The sequence below is a fragment of the Vibrio sp. T3Y01 genome, assembly GCF_013114525.1.
GTDB lineage: Bacteria > Pseudomonadota > Gammaproteobacteria > Enterobacterales > Vibrionaceae > Vibrio > Vibrio chagasii_B.
In genome coordinates this window covers 236,563-259,115 of the sequence record NZ_VTXJ01000003.1, presented here as the reverse complement: position 1 = coordinate 259,115, position 22,553 = coordinate 236,563, and the positions used below count along the sequence as shown (strand labels likewise).

Annotated in this window: 20 protein-coding genes; 5 read left to right on the top strand and 15 right to left on the bottom strand. The window is 42.7% G+C overall.

From position 1 onward, the window contains the following. Window positions 1–172: 172 nt before the first annotated feature. Window positions 173–649, bottom strand: coding sequence for a DUF2059 domain-containing protein (locus F0232_RS05315; protein WP_171750721.1), 477 nt, complete (start codon window positions 647–649; stop codon window positions 173–175). A 575-nt stretch (window positions 650–1,224) separates the two neighbouring features. Between F0232_RS05315 and F0232_RS05310 the strand changes: the two genes are divergently transcribed. Further along, complete coding sequence (locus F0232_RS05310) at window positions 1,225–3,048, top strand: M4 family metallopeptidase (protein ID WP_105057232.1); 1,824 nt, start codon at window positions 1,225–1,227, stop codon at window positions 3,046–3,048. Between the two features lie 210 nt (window positions 3,049–3,258). Here F0232_RS05310 and F0232_RS05305 read toward each other — a convergent pair whose 3' ends face one another. The 7 genes from F0232_RS05305 to F0232_RS05275 form a co-directional block, all read right to left on the bottom strand. Next, complete coding sequence (locus tag F0232_RS05305) at window positions 3,259–4,452, bottom strand: hypothetical protein (protein WP_105057233.1); 1,194 nt, start codon at window positions 4,450–4,452, stop codon at window positions 3,259–3,261. A 465-nt stretch (window positions 4,453–4,917) separates the two neighbouring features. Beyond that, window positions 4,918–5,634 (bottom strand): dihydromonapterin reductase, encoded by a 717-nt coding sequence (gene folM, locus F0232_RS05300; protein WP_105057234.1) that lies wholly within the window; start codon window positions 5,632–5,634, stop codon window positions 4,918–4,920. Further along, complete coding sequence (gene folE, locus F0232_RS05295) at window positions 5,631–6,269, bottom strand: GTP cyclohydrolase I FolE (protein WP_008223742.1); 639 nt, start codon at window positions 6,267–6,269, stop codon at window positions 5,631–5,633. The genes folM and folE overlap by 4 nt, the downstream gene beginning before the upstream one ends. Before the next feature lie 18 nt (window positions 6,270–6,287). Beyond that, the gene (gene folX, locus F0232_RS05290; protein ID WP_008223740.1) at window positions 6,288–6,659 is read right to left on the bottom strand and encodes a dihydroneopterin triphosphate 2'-epimerase; all 372 of its coding nucleotides are present in this window, start codon (window positions 6,657–6,659) and stop codon (window positions 6,288–6,290) included. 82 nt (window positions 6,660–6,741) lie between these two features. Further along, window positions 6,742–7,266: a 2-amino-4-hydroxy-6-hydroxymethyldihydropteridine diphosphokinase gene (gene folK / locus F0232_RS05285; protein WP_105057235.1), complete on the bottom strand. Its 525-nt coding sequence runs from the start codon at window positions 7,264–7,266 to the stop codon at window positions 6,742–6,744. A 213-nt stretch (window positions 7,267–7,479) separates the two neighbouring features. Next, window positions 7,480–7,725, bottom strand: coding sequence for a hypothetical protein (locus tag F0232_RS05280; protein WP_105057236.1), 246 nt, complete (start codon window positions 7,723–7,725; stop codon window positions 7,480–7,482). A gap of 158 nt (window positions 7,726–7,883) precedes the next feature. Further along, window positions 7,884–8,789, bottom strand: a complete 906-nt coding sequence (locus F0232_RS05275; protein ID WP_105057237.1) for a LysR family transcriptional regulator — start codon at window positions 8,787–8,789, stop codon at window positions 7,884–7,886. A gap of 312 nt (window positions 8,790–9,101) precedes the next feature. On the opposite strand from F0232_RS05275, the gene F0232_RS05270 reads away from it, so the two are divergent. Next, window positions 9,102–9,644, top strand: a complete 543-nt coding sequence (locus F0232_RS05270; RefSeq protein ID WP_061032680.1) for a DUF3332 family protein — start codon at window positions 9,102–9,104, stop codon at window positions 9,642–9,644. Window positions 9,645–9,754: 110 nt separating this feature from the next. Here the strand turns inward: F0232_RS05270 and F0232_RS05265 are convergent, their stop codons facing one another. After that, entirely contained in the window at window positions 9,755–11,224 is a 1,470-nt protein-coding gene (locus tag F0232_RS05265; protein WP_105057238.1) for a transporter substrate-binding domain-containing protein, read from the bottom strand. Between the two features lie 611 nt (window positions 11,225–11,835). On the opposite strand from F0232_RS05265, the gene F0232_RS05260 reads away from it, so the two are divergent. Then, window positions 11,836–13,062 carry a DUF3103 domain-containing protein gene (locus F0232_RS05260; protein WP_105057239.1) on the top strand — a complete coding sequence of 409 codons (1,227 nt, stop codon included), beginning with the start codon at window positions 11,836–11,838 and terminating at the stop codon, window positions 13,060–13,062. Window positions 13,063–13,154: 92 nt separating this feature from the next. Here the strand turns inward: F0232_RS05260 and F0232_RS05255 are convergent, their stop codons facing one another. Then, a complete protein-coding gene (locus F0232_RS05255) occupies window positions 13,155–13,451 on the bottom strand; it encodes a Dabb family protein (RefSeq protein WP_102423243.1) in 297 nt (98 codons plus the stop codon). 202 nt (window positions 13,452–13,653) lie between these two features. After that, window positions 13,654–13,893, bottom strand: coding sequence for a hypothetical protein (locus F0232_RS05250; RefSeq protein ID WP_061032684.1), 240 nt, complete (start codon window positions 13,891–13,893; stop codon window positions 13,654–13,656). 230 nt (window positions 13,894–14,123) lie between these two features. Between F0232_RS05250 and F0232_RS05245 the strand changes: the two genes are divergently transcribed. Next, entirely contained in the window at window positions 14,124–15,002 is an 879-nt protein-coding gene (locus F0232_RS05245; protein ID WP_061032685.1) for a LysR family transcriptional regulator, read from the top strand. Window positions 15,003–15,137: 135 nt separating this feature from the next. On the opposite strand, the gene tnaA is transcribed toward F0232_RS05245, so the two are convergent. The 3 genes from tnaA to F0232_RS05230 form a co-directional block, all read right to left on the bottom strand. After that, a complete protein-coding gene (gene tnaA / locus F0232_RS05240; protein ID WP_061032686.1) occupies window positions 15,138–16,610 on the bottom strand; it encodes a tryptophanase in 1,473 nt (490 codons plus the stop codon). A 710-nt stretch (window positions 16,611–17,320) separates the two neighbouring features. Beyond that, on the bottom strand, window positions 17,321–18,973 hold the full coding sequence (locus tag F0232_RS05235; protein ID WP_105057240.1) for a GTPase family protein: 1,653 nt from the start codon (window positions 18,971–18,973) through the stop codon (window positions 17,321–17,323). Beyond that, window positions 18,960–20,057, bottom strand: a complete 1,098-nt coding sequence (locus F0232_RS05230) for a YcjF family protein (protein ID WP_105057241.1) — start codon at window positions 20,055–20,057, stop codon at window positions 18,960–18,962. Before F0232_RS05230 ends, F0232_RS05235 begins: the two co-directional genes overlap by 14 nt. Before the next feature lie 253 nt (window positions 20,058–20,310). On the opposite strand from F0232_RS05230, the gene F0232_RS05225 reads away from it, so the two are divergent. After that, window positions 20,311–20,805, top strand: coding sequence for a peptide-methionine (S)-S-oxide reductase (locus F0232_RS05225; protein ID WP_105057242.1), 495 nt, complete (start codon window positions 20,311–20,313; stop codon window positions 20,803–20,805). A gap of 128 nt (window positions 20,806–20,933) precedes the next feature. On the opposite strand, the gene F0232_RS05220 is transcribed toward F0232_RS05225, so the two are convergent. Continuing rightward, the gene (locus tag F0232_RS05220) at window positions 20,934–22,550 is read right to left on the bottom strand and encodes a polysaccharide lyase 6 family protein (protein ID WP_105057243.1); all 1,617 of its coding nucleotides are present in this window, start codon (window positions 22,548–22,550) and stop codon (window positions 20,934–20,936) included. Window positions 22,551–22,553: the final 3 nt, after the last annotated feature.

Sequence of the window (22,553 nt, the reverse complement as noted above, 5' to 3'; positions counted from 1 at the left end):
GCCATGTATTACGATTCAAGCAAAAGAAATTTGTATCAGCGACTCACTTCATCAGCCTATTCGAGAGCAACTTGGTTTTTACTTGATACGAGCAAATAGCCGATAAGAGGTCATATTCTAGGCTTCAGTTATAGCTGCTCCATATCAGGTCTAACAGTGATCTAGAAATTAATCACTTGCTGCTATGCTCGTCCATAAAAGGAGTCAGTTTTTCAACTAGCAAATGTTGCTTATTTTGAGCTTCAGCCATACCAATCTGCGCTCCAAGCTTTGTAAGTTCCGGCGACTTTTGAATAAGTTTCTTTCCAATAGGTGTACCATAAAAATCTATTATCTGTTTCATTTCTGACATCGTGAATTGTCTTGAATAAAGGTTCGCTATTTCAGTTCGCATTTTTACTCGATCAATATCGTTGTCAAACCAGTCCCTGTAAATCCCTTTAAGCTCTTCTGTCTCTTGAGCGTTCAGCTTGAGTTTATTAGCTAACTGATTAACGATTGGCAACATAGCCTCAAAGCCACCTAACATTTGCTTATCAACTTCCATTACAGTCAACAACTCTTGAGCCGTTTCAAACTCTACTGTTTCATTGGCTTGAGCAACTGAAAAAATTGAAATCGATAAAAATAAACTAACTACCTTAAACATTGGATTCCCTTTAATTTTGTAGAACTTAATTCTGTATATTTATTATTAGTTATTGGAGTAAATGATCCATTATACCCGGTAAAAATGTTACTTTAATTAGCATTTATAACAAGGGGTTATGCAAAAACAGCTTAAATTTGCAATTCAAATCAAAGGTAACCCTACCAACGCAAGGCTTAATTACAAACAAGTCATTTAATTTTGCGATGCATATTTTAATTACTATATTAACAATAATAATAGCTACAAGTATTATTGTTAATAATGCAATTAAGAAAACCGGATCAACAGGTTAAAAAATCAACACGATTGAAACAAGTTAAGGTTTAATAACATCTTTCACTTCATATAATTACCATTAAAATAAAAACACCAACATTAAAAACAATTAAATCAATAATTATTTTTGTAAATTATGAATTACATACTCTAAAATTTAATCTCTAATAAAAACTTGTCATAAGCCGAAATGCTCTTCCAATCTTGATTCGTAACACATGGCATTACTGTGTTGCATATAGACTTCCTATTTAGCCGTTGGGAAGAAGGAGTTTATATAAAATCAGGAACAAGAAATGAACCAACAACGTCAACTAAGCTGGAAAATAGCAGCTATTCTAGGTACATCTTTTGGCTTTAATGCACACGCTGCTGAAATGGTCACCATCGAGAACGATAGCCTACTCCAACAAAGCCTCATTGCTCAATCAAAGAGCATTGCACCGCTAGAGCTAGGTTTTTCTGAAGTTAAACGGGTGGTACTGCCCAATGGAAAAACCAAAGTACGCTACCAACAAACCCACTTTGGTCTACCCGTCTTTAATACCTCCGTTGTCGCCACCCTATCCAAAAACCAACCCTCCCAAGTATTTGGTTCAATGGCGCAAGGGATCAGCGATGATCTATCACACATCGCGCCTAAATTGAATCAGGAGCAAGCCATCGAAGCTGCATTGTCCTCCCACCGCTCGTTTACCGTCGGCAAAAAGTCGATTGAAAACAAAAATGCGAAGTTAGTTGTCAGGCTCGATGAGAACCAAACCGCGCAGGTAGTGTATTTGGTCGATTTTTTTGTCGCGTCCAATTACCCAGAACGTCCTTTCTTCTTTATTGATGCCATGACGGGGGAAGTACTTCAAAAATGGAACGGATTAAATCACGCCAAAGCCTTGGGAACTGGACCTGGTGGTAATACCAAAACCAATCGATATGAATATGGTACTGACTTTCCAGGATTCTCGATTGATAAAACCGGGACCACATGTACGTTAGAGAACGACGCAGTGAAAACGGTCGACTTGAATAACAGAACTTCCGGTAGTTCAGCCTACAGTTACAACTGTAGCGATGACAGCAACTACACAGATCATAAATACGTGAATGGCGCCTACTCTCCCCTTAACGATGCGCATTATTTCGGCAACGTCGTCTTTGATATGTACAAAGAGTGGATGAACACATCGCCTTTATCGTTCCAACTCACTATGCGTGTTCACTACAGTACCGATTATGAGAATGCCTTCTGGAATGGTTCATCCATGACTTTTGGTGACGGTAAAAATACCTTCTACCCATTAGTCGACATCAACGTCAGTGCGCATGAGGTGAGCCATGGTTTCACCGAACAAAACTCCGGGTTGGTCTACAGAAACATGTCAGGCGGCATAAACGAGGCCTTCTCCGACATCGCAGGCGAAGCTGCTGAATACTATCTGCGTGGAAATGTGGACTGGATTGTCGGTAGCGATATCTTCAAATCGGAAGGTGGCTTGCGTTACTTTGATCAACCATCAAAAGATGGTCGTTCAATCGATCACGCCTCTGATTACTACAATGGTTTGAATGTTCACTTGTCGAGCGGTGTTTATAACCGAGCATTTTACCTTTTAGCTAACAAATCAGGCTGGGACGTACGCAAAGGCTTTGAAATCTTTACCGTCGCCAACCAACTGTATTGGACAGCCAACAGTACCTTTGATGCCGGTGCATGTGGCGTAGCCAAAGCGGCTGCAGATCTGGGTTATACGGTTGCCGACGTGGAAGATGCGTTTAATAGTGTTGGCGTCAATGCAAGCTGCGGCCCTACGGTTCCAGGTGACGATGTACTCACCAAAGGGATACCTATCTCGAACCTGAGTGGTAACAAATACTCTGAAAGCTTCTACACATTCTCCGTAGATTCTGCATCCAACGTTACGGTCGCAATATCTGGTGGAGCTGGCGATGCAGACCTATATGTTAGAACAGGCAGTAAACCAAGCACCTCCAGTTATGATTGCCGCCCTTATCGTACCGGTAATAATGAGCAATGCAGTGTCAGCGCTCAGCCGGGCGTCACCTATCACGTGTTACTTCGTGGGTACACAAATTACTCTGTAGTGACCTTGCGCCTAGATTAAGCCTACACACCTCGATCGCTAATAAATAGCTAATTGCTAATAGGCTACTAATACAAAAAACCTCTGATTACGCTTAGCATGAGCAGAGGTTTTTATTTAGGGTCTTTTGTTTATTAAGAAGCTGTTGCGAAGACATTGAGCATTGGAGATTCAATTACCCGCCTTCAATGCCACCCTCTACCCAACTTAGCTTGTCATACTTACATGAGATCAACTATTTGCCGAGTAAAGTTTAGTCGGACCAAGGAACATAGATTGCTCGCTCGGAGCCAGAACTTGCGGTAAGCCATTGGACTTTTCTGTGCTTCTTACGTAGGTACAATGTACTTCTAATACAGGTACATTGGCTGCGCCTGAGTAGGCTGGTTTTTTGACTATACGGTCTACAGATAGTTGAGCTGAAGGTGGTAATAAAAACTCGGCTTGAACAGCAATGGCTGAATCATTGCTCTTAAACCCCATAAGCTTTGCCATGTTCTCAAACCCTTGCTTCATTTTATTTCTACGACGATGTTCAAAATATAGGGTCTTACTCTTTTCGATTACATCGTTAACGTATTTCTTTTCATAGCTCGCAACACTATTGATAAAGGGGCCATTTAAATTCAGAAGCCTAACGGCAGTTTCATCTAAGCGATTAGCGAGGTTGGTACTATTGTAACCACTGAAGGCACTAATATTGACACCTTGAGCCCGACGAATAACAAAATTCAGAATTCCCTCTGTATTTTTGTAAACGGGAAAACAAGCGCCTTCGATAAAACCTTTATGAAAACTACAGGACAAATAACGGCTACTTTTAATGGTTCCGACTGGCCCTTTGGGATTAGCACCGTTGACGATGTCATCCGCATACTTCCACCAAGCTGAATTCTGCGGGTTTGGTATCGTAATTTGACGGTACACAGGAACATCGACATGTGACGTTGAGTGTTGTCTCCACTTTTTGTAAGAATTCCAGACGTCAACCGCACGGGTATCAAGTGCTTTCCCCTTGGTTGTGTACCCAGTCATTCCGGTATTAAGCGCGCTAGAATTAAACGTATAGTAAGAAAGTGCCGTAACCATTTCCATTTGTTCTACCAATGCTTGAGCTTCGGGAGCAGTGACTTTCGATCTAATGCTGTCAGGTAGAGCCCAGTTGTGCCGCATACTTTGCGCCACTTTGAATTGGTTAACAAAGCCTCTCATCATATTTATCCAATCCATTGGATTTCCATTCTGACGGCAATGTGCTCCATATGAGGTCTGAGTGATTTGTAACGCCATTTGGTGCAACGCATCTAGACACTCTTTTTCCACTGCTTCATTGATTTTTAAGTACTTTAGTCGCTTTTCTAAATTACCGGCTCCGACAGACCTTAATTGTTCGTAACGATATTCATCGTAACCACCAATTTCCATTCTAATTCCTTTATTTAATGGGTGCGTGAAAGTGTGAGTACCTTCTCACTTAGTTCTCCTCAATCGAGTTTTAAATGAAACTAAGATTGATGGTTAAATCTCTCCACGACAAAACGTAGATTAAGTTCTATCGCTTGACAACACCGTTATCCTTAATTGAAAAAGGCGTTCTTTTGAATTCAACTGAGATCTAAAGGTTAGGGCTTTTTACTGGTTGATTTATCAGTTTAAACAAAGATTTGATTAGATAGTTGCGAGAGGATGCGGGAGTCTTCGGCGCGCCGCAAAAAAGCTCGCACAGTCTTCCCAAGAGCATTCATCGTTGCTGGTTAAGACACTTTTCGATATCTAAATACCACGAGTCTACGTTCAGAAAATAGACCTATGAGTCATTTTGTATTGCGTCTCCATAGGATAAGCGCAATTACTTTACTTATGCCGCGTTAAGCATAAAGCTCACTAGCTTTACTTCAAATGTCTGCCGCCATCTAAGTGCAAGGTTCTCCCAGTCATATAGTGGCTAGCCAGCACGTACTTGATGCCATCTATTATTTCCTCAAAGCCGGCCTCTGCTGGAATCAATGCTTTCTGCAATGCTTTGGCTTTGTACGCTTCGTCGTCATGTTCATTGAACTTAATCATGGCCGGTGAGATGGTATTCACTTTCACCTTAGGGGCCAGCATCGCTGAAAATGAAAGCGTTAAGTTATTGAGTGCGGCTTTACTAGCGGCATAAGCGATGTGTTTTTTACTACCTTTTTCTGCGACATAGTCACTGATGTGGATGATATCTGAAGTTTGATCTCCAGACATCAATTGGCCTTTGAGTGTTAAATTCACCAGATAAGGCACGGTGGTGTGAATAGTCATCATATCATTCATGATTTGTAATGCGTTTTCGCTGGGGTCTTTCTTACTCTCTGGCTTCCAGTCGGAAGCGTTATGAACGATGGCTCGAAGTGCCTTATATTCTTGACCAACGTAATGAAGGAAGCTCTCTAAACTACTTTGTTGATAGAAGTCGACCTGCTGTAGGTCTGCCCCATTGTCACGTAGCAATTGCAGCTGAGGGTAGTTACTTCGGTATGTGCCAACCACTTTATACCCGTCCGATAAAAGTTGTTGCGCTAAAGCGAAGCCGAGGCGCTTCCCCACCCCGGTTATCAGTATCGTTTCACTCATCGTAAGAACTCAGCTCTAGTTTGAGGGTTAGTTTTGAAGCTGCCACCGAGCGCAGTTGTTGTCGTTTCCGAGTTTGCATCCATAACGCCTCGAGACTTCACGCAGTAGTGAGTGGCTTTTATCGTCACAGCCACATTTTCTGTCTCAACGAGAGTTTGGATCGCGACTAGGATTTGCTGAGTTAGGCGTTCTTGCACTTGAGGACGCTGAGCAAAAAATCGCACGATACGGTTTATTTTAGAAAGCCCAAGAATCTTGGATTTGGGGATATAGGCTACCTGCGCTAAACCATCGATGGTAATGAAGTGATGTTCGCACGTCGAAGTTAAATCTATATCCGAGACCTTAACCATCTCATCAACCGACATTTTATTATCTATCACGCTGATCTTAGGGAAATTATTGTAGTCGAGCCCTGAAAATATCTCGTGAACATACATCTTTGCAATACGATGAGGTGTTTCAGCGAGGCTGTCATCGGTCAAATCCAATCCAAGTGTACTGACCACTTCTGTTAAGAGTCCTTTAATGCGGTTGTACTTTTGGTCATTGTTCATTTCGCTCGATGTCATTGGGGTTTCTAGTCCCTTCCCGAGCAAAGCTTCCCTTACTTTTTCTGCTTCTGTAGTTAACATTGGCCTGCTCCTTTTTCATTAATTTTCGAGTTCAGCTTCATAGGTCAGGGTGAGCGAGACGGAATCAGCGAAACGTAGCGCATGAGGTTTGTCGATTCTCACTTGCGCGTACCGAACCCATGAGTGGTCGATACAAATACCGAGGACGTCGCTGGTTAACTTCTCTAAAAGCAGAAAGCGCCCTGACTCGACGTGATGAATGATTTGTTTGCAGATGTTTTTGTAATTGAGTGCGTTGTCGACGTCGTCAGAGAGACAAAGGTTGTTAGCGGGATAATGAATCTCAGCATTAATAACGATATCTTGCTGTTTAGTCTTCTCTTCTTCATTAAAGCCGATGAAGGTTCTTAGTCTGAGATTTGTAATGGTGATAATGGCGTTGTGATTCATAACAGTGTCCAATCCTTAGGAAGTGAAGTCAGTTACGTGCTTATTTTAAGAAAAGATCAGTAGAGCTCAGGTGATAACGAGTTCATTCCTCATTTAGCCGCTGCGATGGCTGCATGAAACTGAGCTCAAAAGGGATGGGGGCGGTTTTCTGACTCGCTTGGTCGAAGTTGTTCCAGAGCCGCTGAAACGATATGTCTAGAGTGGGATGTCGCTCTTGCGCCGCAACATCGACTAATGGGCGAAGTACAAAAGCGTACTCGGTGATTTCACCTCTAGGCAGCTCTATACCGTCAATGATGCCGGTTTGATTGCCATAAAGAAGAATATCGATGTCCATTGTACGTGAAGCATATTCTTTGGTTTCACGCTTGCGGTCGTTGTCCAGTTCGATTTGATGAAGAACCTGAGAGAGTTCTGTGACAGCGAGGTCACATTCAAACCCCACCACTAGGTTAAGGAAATTGTCGCCTTCAAAACCAACAGGCTCGCAATCGTAAAAATTGGATAGGTGCAGTGGTGCAAAGTGGTCATTTAACGCTTTGAGAGATTCAGTGACGTGATGTTCTCGGTTGATGTTGCTTCCGATGCTTACATAGACGGTGGCCATATTGTTTCCTTACTTTTTAAGCAGCCTATACGTCCTAATTACTATGAAGATCAGCGATGTATTATTTTAATGTGTGGAAGACAAAATATAACTTGGGTTTAGCGGCAGGTTTTGTCATTTTTAAAGCTTGAATAGGTAACAGAGGCTTAAGTAGGAGCTAACTAACCGAGAAAATATAGGGGGCACTCTAGCCTTACCTAGCCCCCTATTCACTTAGTTCTTGGATTGGTGGCCTGTCTTCTTCACTAACTTTTGCATTGCCTCAGCGAACGTTGTTGTACCACCTTTAGCTTTAACTTGTACGACCTTGTGGCCTATGCTCTCTAGCGCATCGCGCTCTGCCAATACCTCTTTGTCATCTTGCTGGCTACCTTGAGCTGGCTGATGAATGTAACAGCCTTCAAGTTGGCCATCTTCAACCAGTTGGTGGTGTTTCAGTGCATTGATATCAAAATTCATAAGTCAGTCTTTGTTGTAATGGGCGTCTCTTTGGCAATAGCCACTAATATTTCTAAAGCCGCGAGTATTTCGAATGTTGTCATTTGTACCATAAGGCACTGTATACATGAAGAGCGGGTCAGATGGCCAAAACGCCTACTCGAATAAGTTGGCGTTTTCTATAGTTCGGAACTTAAGCTCAATACTTCGCTAGCAAACAGGTCTCTTAACCATTGGTTGACGATATCGTCGTTACGATTACTGTGCCAAAACACGCTTAACGAAGGCCTTGTGTATTCAAATGGCATTTTTAACAACTTGATTTTGTTCTTGTCAAAATGGGTGTTGGCTACGCCTTTCGGTAAGGTCGCAATCCAGTCGCTGTTGCAAATAGTCTCAGAGAAGTCTGCAATCGAATTGAGCTTCCTTGCGACTATACGATCTTCAAAGATCGGACTATGAAACTTGGTAAGTTGATTCACTCGATAGTTATCATGAGTGAGCATTACATGCTTTTCTGCAAGGTATTGCTCTAAACTAACTTGCTCTTTGATGCGTGTGTGGTTCTGGCTACAAACAACACAAAGTTCATCACTCCAGATTTTTTGACTCAACAATGTTGAATGAGCATTGGTCAGGTCAACCACAAGATCAATCTTCTTCTCTCGGATGTCAGTCGCCATATCTTCTTTTAGATTTACAATCTCAATGACACAGTTGGGTGCTTCTTGTTGAATCTTATCAAGAACCTTTGGCAGAATGACGCTGCTTGAAACACTCATTGCAGCAATTCTAAACGTGTAGTGACACGCTTTCGGTTCAAAGTCATGAGTTTCAGGCAAGGAGTAAGAGACAAGCTTGTGTGCTTGCTTAAAGATAGGATACAAGTCATTAGCGACTGGTGTCGGCTCAAGCGTGTACGATTTTCTTACGAACAACAGATCACGATATTCATCTCGAAGCTGCTTTAAATGAGCACTGAGGCTAGGCTGAGATATATTGAGCCTTTCTGCTGCGTACGTTAAGTTTCCTTCTTCATATATCGCAATAAAGTAATAGATGAGGTTTAGGTTAAATCGTTTCATTCGGGCTCTTCAGGCAGTCATTTAAATGAATAAACGTAGAAAGTAATTTCGTTTAACTGACTCGTTATTATCCCAACCTAATTCCATACTTCAGTTAGGGTTATGACAGAGCTTTGTTAAAACCTTCTAATAAATATGACTTAACCCACCACCAATATGAACGGTAAATTACAAGAATAACGGCGCTAGTTCTTTGGTTTATATAGAGATATAGGTTTTTCTGATATCTAGTATAGGCGACGCTTTATACTAGAAGATTGATGACTTTGACATAATTATCGGCTCCTTAATATACGTCTATAGAAATAAAGAATGATGAACCGATTTGTAAAACCGATAATTATATCAGCGAGCCTTGTCACCTTATTTGGTTGTGTAGGTAGTAATGCCGTAACGGGTAAATTGATGGAATTCAACGTAAAAGCCGTTGATAACCGCTATGCTCGTGGTGGCTTAAACATGCTTCTTGCCCCTGCCTACGGTATCACGGTTGCTGCCGATTACATTGTGTTTAACTCACTAGAATTCTGGACAGGCAAAAACCCAATCAATAAAAAGCCGCACATTTTTGATACTAAAGTTGATACTTACATCGACATTAACGACCAATTGGACGAAAGCTTGACCGACGCGCCTATCGACCCATTAGCTAGACACGTCATTGATCACAGTGAGATGAAAGTTATCAATCAAGATGAAGTTGCTATCGAACTCACGTACAACGACGGCACACGTGCAACACTAACAGGTCATCGTTTTGGCGATGAAGTCCACTACTCTCTTGATAACCAAGTTATCGCAAAAACCAGTTTAGAAGAGATGCAGATGTACATGGCTTCTGCGAAGCAATCATAAGCTCATCGTGAGTGAGTAAAAATAACTAGCAATCGTCAGTGCTTATAACACGAAAAGGGGTAGCAGAACGCTACCCCTTTTTTTGACTCATCATATTAATCAGACACTTATTAATAAGCAAAATAGTCAGACAGTCGCTTGATATTCAATTGCCTTGTCATATTACCTAACTGCTCTTCTCGCGTGTCTTGAAATTCATCTAGGCGCTGATAAATCGTAAAATAGCGACTTATATTCGCGACATATTTTACTGGTTCTTGGCTTATGTTCTCTCTTGCGACACTCTCAACATGATTAAACCATTTATTTGGGTTATACCCTTGCTGCGCCGCTAATTTTCGCATTCTTCTTATTTTTGCTGGTCCAGCGTTATAGGCAGCTAAGCTAAAGTAAATCTTATCGATGTCAGATATTTCAGGCTTATCAAAGTATCTGTCATGGATAAAGCGTAAATACTTGCTTCCAGCATGAATGTTACTTTCCAAATCGTACACATTATCAATGTCTACATACCAATCCCGAGCCGTATTAGGCATCACCTGCATAATCCCCACAGCACCACGGTGCGATACTTTCGAGTGATCGAGCCCTGATTCTTGAAAAGCCATTGCCAGGAGAATGAACCAGTCGATATCGTACTTCTCACCATAAGAAACAAACAAAGCTTCTAGTTTATCTCTTTGTCGGTTTTGCTGTGGATTAGACGCACGAGTCATCCATGAAACGCTGTCTAAATATCGATTATCAATCACGTTCCCGAGTAACGTGCCCTGCTTCGATTCTTGCAAATAGTGGTCTATTTGGGCTTTCAGTTGAGGGCTATTCTTACGAATGGCCCACGCGATATCTGCGTCTTCTCTAAAGGTGATTCCCTTATGGATCTTAATGTCCTTCTCTAAACTCTCCCACAACTCCAACTTATGGCTATCAACAATGGTTGCTGTGATCTTCTCACTCTTAATCAGTTCGAGGAGTTCAAGGTCTTGCAGGTTCGCGTTGAGCAAATGAATATAAATAGGCTCCATTCCTTCTCTCTCAAACTGCTGATTCAATTTTTGAACGCTACTGATGTAGCTAGAATTCTGCTTAAGCCACACTTCTTTACCCTGTAGTTGTGTGACATTGCTGATTGAAGGCTTAGATAGGCTTGTTACTAACACCTCATCGATATCGCGGCGAATAGGCATGCTGAAATCCACCAACCTTTGACGCTCTTCGGTTACCGTAAGGTTAGCTACCGCAATATCCCCTCGCCCTTGGTTTAACGCTTCAAGCAATTCACTTCGCTCTACCGGAATCACCTTGACGCGCAACAGTGGATCACTAAGTTTAAGTGCCTGATCAAAGTAATAGATTTGCTCCGCTAAAATCCCTTTTGGCTTACCATTTTCAATATGATAGAAACCAATATCACCTGAGACTAAAACACGCACTACACCTTTCTCTTTCAAAGCCGAGAAATCACCAACATAGGATTCAAGTGCGTTATCTGGCACTTCTAGACCGAAAGCGGACTTAGAAAGAATAAAGATAAAAATCAATGCCTTTGATAAGCGTGAAGCGCGGTTAAAGTTTGTCATATGCAGTATTCCTATAGCGCCATTTCTAATGCGATAAAGCCAAAAACCTCAGTAATACTTGTGCAATGTAGGAAGTGTTTAACGCGAAGCAATTTAACGAGAGGAAACCGCCATAACGTTGTTCTATGAGGAGTGGATTGGTCTCAAAAATAACGTAGTGCGCAGATCATTTCGTTGCGCTATTAATTAAGGGAGTCGAATTATACCGAAAACTATCTCTTCCGAAATACGGCCGAAACTATAGTAGATATAGTGAAATCCTATAACTCTTATTGACGTGTAACCTCTTAATATTATTCCTACCTACCCACATCTGTTCCTAATTCGGTCGTTTAGGAGCCAATTCAAAATCAGTACTGAAAACATACCTTCATTACACAAAACATATAAATAGATAATAATATTGTCATTTAACTATTGATTGGTTTATAAAAATTCAAATATCAAGTTTGCATTATATAAATTTCACAACAATCAATAGAACTGAGATCTTGTGCTAAATACCGATACAGAAATCACTAACTAAGTTTTAAACACATTCACCTTATTGATAGGTTAATCCTGTAGGGCAATTGCTCTATTAATGATAAAAATTAAAATAAGGATTATTTATGAGACCATCTTTTACAATCAGTATGGTACTTGCGACGACAGTAGTTGGCTTTCAGTCTTATGCAAACAATATCGATACACCACACTCTCTTACTGACTCTATTGCTGTTGCAAAGAATGTCGCTGCACAAAAGCAATCACTAGCGTTACAAATAAGTGCTCGCTACATTGACATTGAGTCTTCTCTAAAAAAGCAAATCAGCGAAAAAAGTTTATCGACGCCATTAGACACACTGAACTCGGCCCAACCCTACTCTGCCTTTTCAAGCAAGATGCACAAAGCCGATCTTAGCTATCGTAAGATGAAAGGGATCGACGACTTCAGTGATTCTGTCTTAGAAATTAGGATGGCTGATGAAGCCATGGTTGAAGCCTGGAAAAATGGAGAAAGCCCACTGTTTGCTTACGAACCATCGGGCGATGATTCAAATTGGCAATACATCGAAGCTTACGATGTGTATGGGCAAGTTCATGAATTAGACGTGTACCAAATGCCCGATGTCCCGGTATTTGTGATCGACAGCAATGGTGCCGAAGAGCTCAAGGCTGGGTTGATGACCATGCAAGCTGAAATGCAAAAACAAGGTACAGACACACAACTTAACTCAGGCAGCAACAGTGCTAGCAGCAAGCACGAAGAACCTCAAAAGCAGACGCTATTTAACAGTGATGCGCGCTCTTTAGCTGAATCGGAGCCTGAAGAGTTGAATACCACTCAGTTAACCAAGATTCGCTTAGCCATCGATAGAGAACCGTGGATCTCAGGCAAAGCGGAAATCTACGCTATCGTCACTGGAGTAGATTCAAGTCGTATAGCTCCGCAAATCGACTTAATTGAGATGCCTTACTTAGACTACGACAAACAGACTTACTATCCGAGCCAAAGCATCATCTTCTGGCCTCGTTACCGCTGGGGGGCTGCAGACATGATCTTGATGGAACATGATGACGGCACCAACTATAAAGACCTAGCGAAGCTGCTGGTGCAAGCCGCTGAAGAGATTTTGAAAATGATTCCAGATCCAGAAGTACAGGGTTATGCCATCATCCCTCAGATCACCAGTAAAATCATTGAGCTGATCCCAAACAATGTGTTGGTTAATGACGATGATTTTGTGGACGTCTACTACACCTTAATGCAAAACACCCCTTATGTTGACCGTCCTGGTGCAGGTGGTAATGCCGTAGCCTCTTTCACTCCTGTCACCATATTGCCGACAGAGTAACATGTAATTTTTCGCTCTGACCAAAGCGTATGGGCCTATGCCTATGCCTATGCCTATACGCTTTACATCTTGTAACTGAGAAATTAGTAGGGCTAAAGAGAATAATCAAACACGATAATGTCATCCAACAACGGACGAAATACCTCTTTCAGGGCATCGTGTTCTGGATGTGGTAGATAGTTTTGTCGCCCAGCTTCATCTTCAAACGTCATTAAGACCGAATGACTATAACCTTGGTTCTTGTTTTCTGGACTATCATTTAGCCCCCACTCTACGGAAGTTACGCCTTCAATCTTGCTTGGCATTGCCTCAAACAGCACCTTTAGCTTTTCAATCTCTGAAAGCTCCGCATGTTCTTTGAATTTTATCAGTAAAATATGACGTATCATCAGCTCTTCCTTTCCAAGCTTATCTAATGCAGCAAAACCTTTAATTGTGACCAAAATGCCACACGTTACACACCATGCCAAGGCTTGATGAGCATCACAGTCACAAGAGAGTGAGTCCCATAACGAAAAATGCTGCACCCTAAGGCACAGCATTTCTCATGACAATGGCAGAACGTTTAAAGTGGTAAGCACACTTTAAGCGTTAATCACGACGACCTGTAAGTTGGATCGGTTGGTTTTGCTCAACATGCTTTTGAAATTTGATTCCACCCAAAGCTGCCTCATTTCTTCCTTCGAGTGTTAAGTCTGATTCTACACGCTCAGCCTTAACTTGGCTGACTTCACTTCTTGTCATATCGATAGTACCGGTATGTGCGTCGCTAGCAGCAAAAGCGGTGTTCATTGAAAGTGCCATCAAGCCAAGCGCAAGTAACTTATTCATACATCACCTCGTTGTATTTCTAATTATCTGTTCGTCTAATATCTGTGTTGCTTTGTTGAGGTAACTTTAACGACAGAGAGATAACGACACGAGGAAAAGCGAGATTTACCAAATGGAAAATCAAGGGATTAGCGATCTTCTGACGTTGTCCTGTCTTAAAAATCGGACATTACCACTATGATATTAAGGTCACATAATTTCTGCCTATTAAGGACCAATTTGGAGAGCCTGTGGACCTCAATCTAGATATTCAAAATATCCTTGTTATAAAGCGAATGTATGAACTGCGTAATGTTAGCTTAGTGGCGGAGTCATTAGGTAAAACGCCGGGGGCGATCAGTAAAAACCTAGCCAAGCTCAAAGCCCAACTCGGTGATCCTTTGTTCATTCAATCTAAGCAAGGGTTTGAACCCACAACATTTGTTGAAAGTAATATCGGTAATTTTGAACAAATACTCAGTAGCATCGAGTCCATAAAACACCAAGAGTTTTCCCCAGAGTCCTATCAAGGCGACATAAAGATCTACGCGAATACGCTATTTTGGGAGCGCTTTGGCTCGAAACTCTACTTTGCTTTGAGTAAACAAGCGCCGCACGCAAACTATTCATTTGTTCGATGGGGAAGCAATGTTAAGAACCGATTGATTGACGGCGAAGAATCGATAGCGGTTCACTACTTTGATGAAACTATGCCACAGTCGATTTCTCAAATGGAGTTCGGAAAAGAAAAAGTGGTGTTCTTTGTAAGGGATGCTCACCCAGCGAAAGAGTTCGCGTCACTGGCAAATTTTCCAACGGTTCTATTTAAAACCCCGGGGTGGAATGACAACAAATACCCTATCCTTGAGCGCCTTCGAAACATAGGGTTCGACGTCACTCCAAAAGTAGAAGTCGACCACCCTGCGATGATTCACGATGTGGTCCTCAAGTCTGACTATTATGGCATCACACTTAGTGGTAGCGTGCCAGAGGGCTGCCGCAGTATAGATCTACCTGAAATACTGGCCATTGACGTGAGCTATGTGATGAGCTGCCGCCGTTCGCAAAAAGATGCACCGTTAAATCAGTGGTTATTACGCATACTGAAAGCAACCCTGAAAAACAACTAAGCCCAGCCTAGATTAAACAAGCCTATTCGACACCAGCCGATGATACCTTGCGCCCTTGGTCTTACTCGAAAAACAAAAGGCTCCCGAGGGAGCCTTTGATTATATTTCTAGTGACTATTCGCTTATGTTTTTATTTTAAAATGCTTCTTCGAGCGTTGGTTCACTCTTTTTTTCAGGTTGGCTCTCATAGGTTTCCACCTCTTTCAAACGCGCAGTGAAATGCCTTAGTACAGGTGGTTCGTAAACAAAATCGAGCCCTTTCACTTTGCTTGCATTCTCTGCCACTTTTTCGAACGCTTCAATAATGAAGTCCATGTGGGTTTGTGTGTAAGTCGCGCGCGGAATGGTTAAGCGCAATAACTCTGCAGGACATGGATGCTGCTCTCCCGTTACCGGGTCACGACCTTGTAGTAACGAGCCAATCTCAACCGCTCGGATTCCCGCAACTTTATACAGCTCACAGGCTAAAGCATGAGCCGGGAACTGACCCGCTGGAATATGTGGAAGTAACTTACCCGCATCAACAAACGCAGCGTGACCGCCCGCTTGTTGGCACACGATGCCAATCGCTTCTAAGCCATCAACCAGGTATTGCACCTGACCAATGCGATACTCCAGCCAATCTTGACGCATGCCGTCGTATAGCCCAACCGCAAGGCGCTCCATTGCACCGCCCTCTAAGCCACCATAGGTTGGGAAACCCTCTTGCACGACGCACAGGGTTCGACATTCTGTGTACACATCCATGAAAGAGTCGTCTTTAAAGCACAACAAGCCGCCCATTTGTACCATCGCGTCTTTCTTGGCCGACATCGCCAAACCATCTGCATATTTATAGGACTCGCGAGTGATTTGCTCGATCGTCCAATCTTGATAACCGGCTTCACGCTGCTGAATAAAATAAGCATTTTCAGCGTAGCGTGCAGAGTCCATGATCACTGGGATATCGTACTTCTGAGCGATTTCATACACGGCTTTGAGGTTGGCGATAGAGACAGGTTGTCCGCCAGCCGAGTTACAGGTAATGGTACTCACGATGTAAGGAACATTGGCAGCACCCGCTTCTAAAATCGCCTCTTCCAATTTCACGACATCGAAGTTGCCTTTAAAATCTGCATTCACTGAGGTATCAAACGCTTCTTTGGTATAGACGTTTTTCGCCACGCAGCAGTTCACTTGAGTGTGGCCTTGTGTGGTATCGAAGAAGTAGTTCGACAAAGCGACCATTTTGCTGCGATCGAGCCCCTTTTCAATTTCACGCTTCTTAATCAGAACAGGAATGTAAATCTGCTCAGCGCCGCGACCTTGGTGAGTAGGAATAGTCAGCTCATAACCGAAGATATCTTTCACTGCGTTCGACAGTGCGTAGTAACTGCGACTGCCACTGTAGGCTTCATCACCCATCAACATCGCTGCTTGCATACGTTGTGTGATTGAGCCGGTACCGCTGTCTGTCAGCAAATCGATGAACACATCATCACTGTCGAGTAGAAATGGGTTCATTCCCGCTTCGACAATGGCTTGCTCACGGTAAGCATAGGTGGTTCTTTTTACTGGCTCTACAACACGAATACGAAACGGTTCTGGTAGATGTTTGAAATTTTCCATAATAATACCTTTCAACAAATTCAGCTTAGGGAGAAGAAGCCAAATTAATTATTTTTAGATGTCACGAGTCATCACTATTAATTTTATTTTTACGAACTATCGCACTCGTGATAATTACGATAAAATTTAATAGCTAGAAATAAATTATTAAATCAATAATGTATTGATTAGGATCCAATTAATAATGACCAAGAGATAAATAACGACTGCATGAAACTAACAGCTAATGTATTAGTGACCGCATTGCTTAGCGCATTAGTCAAAGACAAAACTAATCGGATTGGCAAAGCTCAAAGGCTCCGCTGGCGAGTGACGCCCAGAGAGTACTACTCTGAAGAAAGGTGGAAAGAGAGCTGATGATCTAAAGTATACCAAGCTAACAGGGTTAGCCATGTTGTTGATTGCCATTTCAGATACATGTTCACAATATATCCCTACGTTGAAATCAAAGTGATCCGAAATTTAAATATAGTGCAATTATTTTATAAATAAAGACGATTAAATCATAAATGTGATCAATACTTACAATCACAGCGCTGTTCTTTATTGTCTTATATCACACTATCATAAGAATGACTTAATGCACTATTACACTAGTTCGTTAATTTAAAGATAATAATAAGTTCAAGGATTAAAAGTTCAGAAATATAAAAGACACTATTTATCAAAGCGATATTACGGCTTAACGAATATCGCTTTGGTATTGTTGGCTATTTTTTCTTGGTGACTTGTTTTATCGCCAACTCAGCCAGCTTAGGCGTCGCGGCTTTCAATGCACTCGGAGCCACCTTCTTACCCGCTTTCATGGCTTTATTAAGCTGGCCTTTTACCGAAGTTCCTCTGTTGATAGCTTCGAGGCGCTGACGATTTCTCTGCACGTTATTGGCATCTGCAATATGCTCTATTAGCGTCTGTTTCAAAGCCTCTAAACCAAACTGTACCTTTTCAGGTGCAATCGCTAGTGGTAAAGCAATATCAGGCTTCAGGAGTGTTTGATTGTATTCAAGGGCCTGAGCAATGATCTTAGCTTTTGCCGAGGTTGGATTATCCAAATCGTAAGGTGGCTGCCACTCTTCCGCAGGCTTTAACCGATCGACTTGGTTAACCACCGTGATCACAATTGGCTGCTTGCGCGAAATGTTCTTAGGATCATCATAAAACGCATCAAACTTATCTTTAAGCTGCTTGTCCAGTTCACGAGCAGACTGGTTCGCTTTAAGTACCCATAACACCACATCAGCTTGAGTCATCTCTTTAAGCATCACAGCTTCAGTTTTGGCATTTCCATCAAGCCCTTGAAGGTCAACCACTCTCACATCATTGTCATCAACAAATGCGTTGTAAACCGTAGAGCTGTCCGTTGATGGGAGAACATCCACCTCTGCAACCATTTCCTCTTTGAGAGCATTGATAATCGATGATTTACCCGAACTTGTTTGCCCCACCAGCACAATTCTCACAGGCTCTAATTCATGAGCAAAACGTTTCTCGTCGACTTCTGAAACACCAGACGCTTTTAACGCTTCGTCTTCAATGCTGAAACGCCCACTGTATAAATCGATGGCAACCGCTGCCACTTCATCAAGCAAGGCTTGTTTCGCTGCATATTGCATGTCATCCACAACGCCTTTTGTCATTGAGGCTGTCGCTTGCTCACGACCCAAGTCAGAAATAACCTTCAATGGATTCAAATACAGATTTTTAAGGTGATTCCCCCAAATCGCCGCTTTGAAGATCTTCTGCCCCAACTCACCATATTTATCATAGGCTTCGTAGCCCGCTTTGATGTAAGAAACCTTAAGGTACTCAATGCCCGGTATGTGCTCATTTACCACCACTTTGTAACGACGACTTACCTCTTCAAACAGCTTGAGCCCTTCTGGAATTGAAAAATCGAGCGACTTCTTACCAAACTTTTTGGCGACGAACTCCAGTACCTGCAAACCAGTTTGGTCAAGATTACCCCACTCAATATCATCGACTAATTGTTGACGAACGTAATGTTTCGAGTCGTTCCAGATCGACAGTTCAGCTTGAGACCATTCATTTGACGCCTTGACCAACGCATCGTCGATGTTGTGGCTTAATGACTCAGTTTGGGTTTCATCTGTTATATTTGATTCCGCATCACTGTTAGTTGAATTCCGTGAAGAGCGGCTAGAGATGTATAACGGAATCGTGAACAGCAAGGTACTCACAGCAATGGCTATCGACAGTTCCAGTAGATAGCCATACTTGATTGCCAAGAACAGACCAAAGCCCATCATGATGATGCTCGGAAAGATCGCCGAAATCAGAGCGATGCCCCACCGCCCGCTCGACAACACAGCGAGCAATCGAAATAAGTTCTTAATTTTCTTCATAACCCGACGCTGCCTTACCTTTTTTCAGGGATTCTTTATAGATTTTTTGCATCTCTTGTTCAGAAACTTCTTCGCCTCTGTTCTTGTGATAGAAGTAATAGCATGCCGCTCGCCCAAGACCATAAGTGGTACCAAAACTCATTGCCGCAGCGGCCACGGCACCAACCGTTTGCCCATAAACAGGTATTAACTTAACCAATTGTCGAGTGCCAAGCTTCACTCCATATTGCACCGCAAAGCTGCTGCCTAGAGTACCAATAAGTTCACTAAAGACTCTCTTATTCCACTCCACCCCACATTGGTTAGCCAAACTATGAAGCATTTTCGCTTGAATCGCAGGCACAGACACCAAGCCCACGCCTGGAACCAGGTCGCTAGCCGCTGCACTTCCTGAATACCAAAGCACTTCATTTTCGACTTGGTCAAAGTTGGCTTCTTCTTGCGTAGCGTGTTCTTTGTCTTGCACCATCATGCCTATAACAGGAAGTATGCTGGTCAAGCGATCTAACAAGAATTCGAGGTTATAGACATCACCATTATCGGTTTCAAAATCGACCGCTACCGATTCAAACCCTTTACCCCACACCTTTTCTACTTGGTTGGTGTTGAACTGAATTTGCCTTGCTCGATCTATTTCACTGGAAGACAACACAGCCGTATGAACAAGCAACAAGTGTTTAATCTTCTTCTGTTTCTTAATCTGTTTTAGAGCAGTAAGCACGGCGGATTGTTCAGGTTCGTCGGCTTTCATCACCACAACGAGCGCATTACCTGCCTGACCAATCTCTTCCAGATCTTCTTTCGCATCATAATCCGCTTCACCCAAACCACGAGTATCAAGAAAGCGCATCACAGGTTTGTCTTGAGGAAACGCATACGACATGGCTGTCATGGTACACGGTGCAAATCCATTGCCGACTTCCACCGAGGAATCACCTGTGACAGCTTGAATAAACGATGATTTACCTGCACCCGTTTTGCCGAGCAGCCACAAGGTTGGCAAATGTTTTCGTTGATATTCGTGTGCCTGAGTCAGGTCAGGATTCTTACTCGGGTTAATGAAGTCTTTGACTTGTTCAAACATGATTAGGTTAACTCTCACTTAATGTTGAGTTTCGGGTTGGTGACAAGTTGCGATGGCCTATATAATCTCGATATCGCATTCAACTTACATTTGTTCATCTGCGACAATTTACAATGCTTAGGCGTTTGTTTTTATGAGCTTATTTTAGTACATGCGCTTCTAACGCGTATTGATATAGGCTCCAATCTACAGCTAGGGTTTAAGCTGCAGGTCAAAACCATCAAACAAAAACTCAGAGAGCTTAAAAAGAAGTATGGAACAAATTTATTTAGCGGGTGGTTGCTTGTGGGGCGTACAAGAGTTCATTAAGTATGTGCCTGGCGTGATAAGCACAGAAGCAGGTCGTGCTAATGGACGTTCTCAAATAAAGGATAACCAAAGCAAACCAAGCGAATATGATGGCTACGCAGAGTGTGTACAAATTGAATTTGACCCACACCTCACCTCAGTAACGGCGCTAATGGGCCACCTCTTTGAGATCATTGACCCTTACAGCATCAATAAACAGGGGGTTGATGTAGGAGAAAAGTATCGCACTGGCGTTTACAGCACCGAAGCCAAACACTTAGCTGAAGCGCAGCGCTATATCGCATCACGTGAAGACGCCGAGCGCATCGCTGTTGAAGTGTTGCCATTGACTAACTATATCGCCAGCGACGACATCCACCAGCATCATTTAAGCCACTCCCCAGAAGACCATCATTTATGCCACATCCCTTGGGATCTTCTGCATAAATACAAATCATAGTGATGGCTCAAGATCGATAAAGCCTCAACAAGTATTAGTCGTTGAGACTTTTTTCGTTTTGATTGGACGAGCTACCGTGGGCCGATTCGATAGCTCATACCATTAAGTATTTAGCGTTAATATATAAGTTACTTAGTTGTGTTCTCAAGTACATAATCTGGACCTGCTGTTTCAGCGGTCACAACTGAGAGTTTAGACACATCTGCGCCCTCACCTTGGTAAGCATTCAGGCCATTCTCGACCGTTACTTTTGGTAGCTCAACCGAGTAGCTTTCAATCAGTTCAGAGTCTGTGACTTGACCAACGTAAGTTTCATCTGTGTAAGTTGCGCCGACTAATGGGAAGTCATGAGTCGCTCGAACACTCACAAATTCAGGTGTTTGTGAGTTATCAACCACGTTGTGTTTGAACGCAATATCAACACCGGCATAAATGCCTTCTACTTCTGCGTTATTAAACAGGCTTACGCGATGGCTTTGATTACCATAAACAATGCCCCACTCCGTATCGACTAGAGAGTTGTTTTCGATGGTGATGTTTTTCGGAGTCCATTGCTTATTAAGCTCTTTACCTTTCACTGATTGGTCAAGCTGTTCACCGTTCGCCACATCAATGATGCCCGTGTTGATCACGATACCACCACGTAAGTCAGCGTTACCTTCAATCACACCATCACGGCCACGAGTATTAGCAATGTAGTTGTTGCGGATCACATGGTCTTCATCATAGATACGAATACCACCCGTTAGGCGTTTCTCGTTACCCAAGATCATGTTGTTCTCAACCGTGTTGCCTTTGCCGTGACGCAGTGAAATCAGTGCCGCACTTTGGAAGATCGTGTTGCCTGAAATCGTATTGTCGCCCGACTTAATAGAGATAAGCTCACGCTCACCGTCCATATCGATCATCAGGTTGTTCACGAACTTGGAGCTTGAATCCCACTGCGAAGACTTAGAGTCACCGATACGGATCGCTTCCCAGCTGTTGCCGTTGTAGCGAATCGCTTCTTTGATATCGAATTCATTAAACTGGTTTGGCTTTTGATCCATAAAGATGTTGTTAGCAATCAGGTGGTTGTCTGACGTGTCATCCTTTTGAACACCGATCAAGGTGCCGCGCTTTTGCTTACCTTCGAAACGATTGTTAATCACCTTGCCATCTTTACCCCACAGAGAAACCCAAAGGTACTTTGGATACTCAGAGCGACGCTCATCTGGCTCGTACGTGTAATCATGGTTGAAGTAGTAGAATGTTGAGTTTTGCAACGTGTTGCCATTACCCATCATACGTACTGCGCCAAAACGTTCGTTTGGACCACCCTCTGTAAATACGAGACCATCAAGCGTGATGTCATCACCTTTCAGTTCAAACTGAATTAGACCTGTCAGCCATGCGGAGCCTGCTTGTTCAGCTCGGATTGTGACGTCATTTGCAGTGATCGTCACCTGGCCTAAATTTGCGTATTTACCATTAGGGATAACCACTTCGTCGCCATCTTTTAGGTTCTCAAATTGCGCCTTAAGTGCAGCCACTTGTTCTTCTAAAGCAACGTCTAGTGTATTGCCATCAACCTCAGTTAAGCGGTCACTGATTAATAAGTAACTACGGTCGATTTCGCTGATCGAAGGCACTGCTTGCTCAGCCACGCTGATCACGGGTGCTGTTTTTTCTTGGATGGTACAGCCTGTCGCAAAAGCCAACGTAAACGCGCTAATAATGCTTACCGAAATTAATTTTTTCTTCATCTT

Bases quoted from the DNA above. Each gene is read 5' to 3' on its own strand.
- F0232_RS05315 (WP_171750721.1), bottom strand. From the start codon at position 649: ATGTTTAAGGTAGTTAGTTTATTTTTATCGATTTCAATTTTTTCAGTT.
- F0232_RS05310 (WP_105057232.1), top strand. From the start codon at position 1,225: ATGAACCAACAACGTCAACTAAGCTGGAAAATAGCAGCTATTCTAGGT.
- F0232_RS05305 (WP_105057233.1), bottom strand. From the start codon at position 4,452: ATGGAAATTGGTGGTTACGATGAATATCGTTACGAACAATTAAGGTCT.
- folM (WP_105057234.1), bottom strand. From the start codon at position 5,634: ATGAGTGAAACGATACTGATAACCGGGGTGGGGAAGCGCCTCGGCTTC.
- folE (WP_008223742.1), bottom strand. From the start codon at position 6,269: ATGTTAACTACAGAAGCAGAAAAAGTAAGGGAAGCTTTGCTCGGGAAG.
- folX (WP_008223740.1), bottom strand. From the start codon at position 6,659: ATGAATCACAACGCCATTATCACCATTACAAATCTCAGACTAAGAACC.
- folK (WP_105057235.1), bottom strand. From the start codon at position 7,266: ATGGCCACCGTCTATGTAAGCATCGGAAGCAACATCAACCGAGAACAT.
- F0232_RS05280 (WP_105057236.1), bottom strand. From the start codon at position 7,725: ATGAATTTTGATATCAATGCACTGAAACACCACCAACTGGTTGAAGAT.
- F0232_RS05275 (WP_105057237.1), bottom strand. From the start codon at position 8,789: ATGAAACGATTTAACCTAAACCTCATCTATTACTTTATTGCGATATAT.
- F0232_RS05270 (WP_061032680.1), top strand. From the start codon at position 9,102: ATGATGAACCGATTTGTAAAACCGATAATTATATCAGCGAGCCTTGTC.
- F0232_RS05265 (WP_105057238.1), bottom strand. From the start codon at position 11,224: ATGACAAACTTTAACCGCGCTTCACGCTTATCAAAGGCATTGATTTTT.
- F0232_RS05260 (WP_105057239.1), top strand. From the start codon at position 11,836: ATGAGACCATCTTTTACAATCAGTATGGTACTTGCGACGACAGTAGTT.
- F0232_RS05255 (WP_102423243.1), bottom strand. From the start codon at position 13,451: ATGATACGTCATATTTTACTGATAAAATTCAAAGAACATGCGGAGCTT.
- F0232_RS05250 (WP_061032684.1), bottom strand. From the start codon at position 13,893: ATGAATAAGTTACTTGCGCTTGGCTTGATGGCACTTTCAATGAACACC.
- tnaA (WP_061032686.1), bottom strand. From the start codon at position 16,610: ATGGAAAATTTCAAACATCTACCAGAACCGTTTCGTATTCGTGTTGTA.
- F0232_RS05235 (WP_105057240.1), bottom strand. From the start codon at position 18,973: ATGAAGAAAATTAAGAACTTATTTCGATTGCTCGCTGTGTTGTCGAGC.
- F0232_RS05230 (WP_105057241.1), bottom strand. From the start codon at position 20,057: ATGTTTGAACAAGTCAAAGACTTCATTAACCCGAGTAAGAATCCTGAC.
- F0232_RS05225 (WP_105057242.1), top strand. From the start codon at position 20,311: ATGGAACAAATTTATTTAGCGGGTGGTTGCTTGTGGGGCGTACAAGAG.
- F0232_RS05220 (WP_105057243.1), bottom strand. From the start codon at position 22,550: ATGAAGAAAAAATTAATTTCGGTAAGCATTATTAGCGCGTTTACGTTG.